The sequence below is a fragment of the Streptomyces sp. NPDC051740 genome (genome assembly GCF_044453165.1).
Classification (GTDB): Bacteria; Actinomycetota; Actinomycetes; order Streptomycetales; family Streptomycetaceae; genus Streptomyces; species Streptomyces atrovirens.
The window spans coordinates 1-1,176 of record NZ_JBITCL010000063.1 but is presented as its reverse complement, the minus strand read 5'-3'; the positions used below and the strand labels follow the sequence as shown (position 1 = coordinate 1,176).

Below are 1,176 nucleotides of genomic sequence, written 5' to 3'. Positions count from 1 at the left end.
GCAGACCCTGTGTCTGCCTCACCGGCCGGACGCGGCCGAGCCCCGCCCGACTCCGCACTTCCCAGGCTCCCGGCCGACCCCTCCGCGCCCTGATCCCTTGCAACACCCGCATCCGGCACCCCGGCATCCGCACCAGACACCGTGGGAGTCCGCCCCGGCACCACCCCAGCACCAGCACCAGCACCAGCAGCGGCAGCGGCAGCGGCAGCGCCCGTGACACCGGCGACTCCGGCAGTACCAGCAACACCGGCCGCCTCACTGCCCGTAGCGCCCGCAGCACCCGTGCCGTCCGCGGCCGGCTCCCCGCCGTCGCCCACCGCGACCCCGCCACCGCGACCGTCACCCTCGTCGGTACCGACCGTGTTCACCCCGGCGTTCTGCGCATCGGCAGGCCATGAAGGGACCTCGGAAGAGAAGCCCTTGTTGAACGCCAGATTGACCGCCAGACCAGTCTTCTCCGCACCCTTATTGAGCCCCTCGCCGACATTGCCACTGAGGCCCCCACCCAGGAACGTGTCCCACGAGGTCGCCCAGTTGCCGGTGAAAAGCCCACTGCCCAGAATCTCCGCAAGCGCCTCCGAACCACCCGAGGCAAGGAAAACACTGGAAGCGTTGGGCTGCCGGGCGACACCACTCCCCCGGTCCACATGACCAGTCCCCGGCTCGGCCCCCACCTTCACCGTCACATCATCCGCAACACTCTTGGCAAACGCACCACGCCTGACATCATCACGGAACAGAGACAAGAACTTCTCGTTGCCACCAACGATGCCGCCGAAGAATCCACCGGCAAGACCACCGAACACCGCGTCCTGCCCGATCTGCCCCCAGTCGAAGCCGTTGAAGCTCTGCTCACCCGACGTGAAAGCAATCATCCCCAGACGGACAGCGAACGACTGGAAAGCCTCCTCGAACGCCTCACTCAACACCGGCAGCAAATGCGTCTTGCTCAGCAATTGATGCAGAATCAGCAGCACCGCAACACGACTCCGCTGCTGCGCAACCACCGCCCTGCCCGCAGTAGCACCACCCGTGACAGCCGACAACCAAAAAAGGGTCTTCAGCTCGATCAGAAGCCGGATGACCTCAGCACTGATCTGCCACTTGCCTTCCATAATGTCGTACGAAGTCTTCACCCGGCCATCGGCAATATCGTCCAACCGCCCCGCGAACTGC

General features: G+C 65.4%; 1 pseudogene. It reads right to left on the bottom strand.

From position 1 onward, the window contains the following. A pseudogene (locus ACIA6T_RS35605) lies at positions 1-1,176 on the bottom strand (hypothetical protein); the annotation flags it as partial.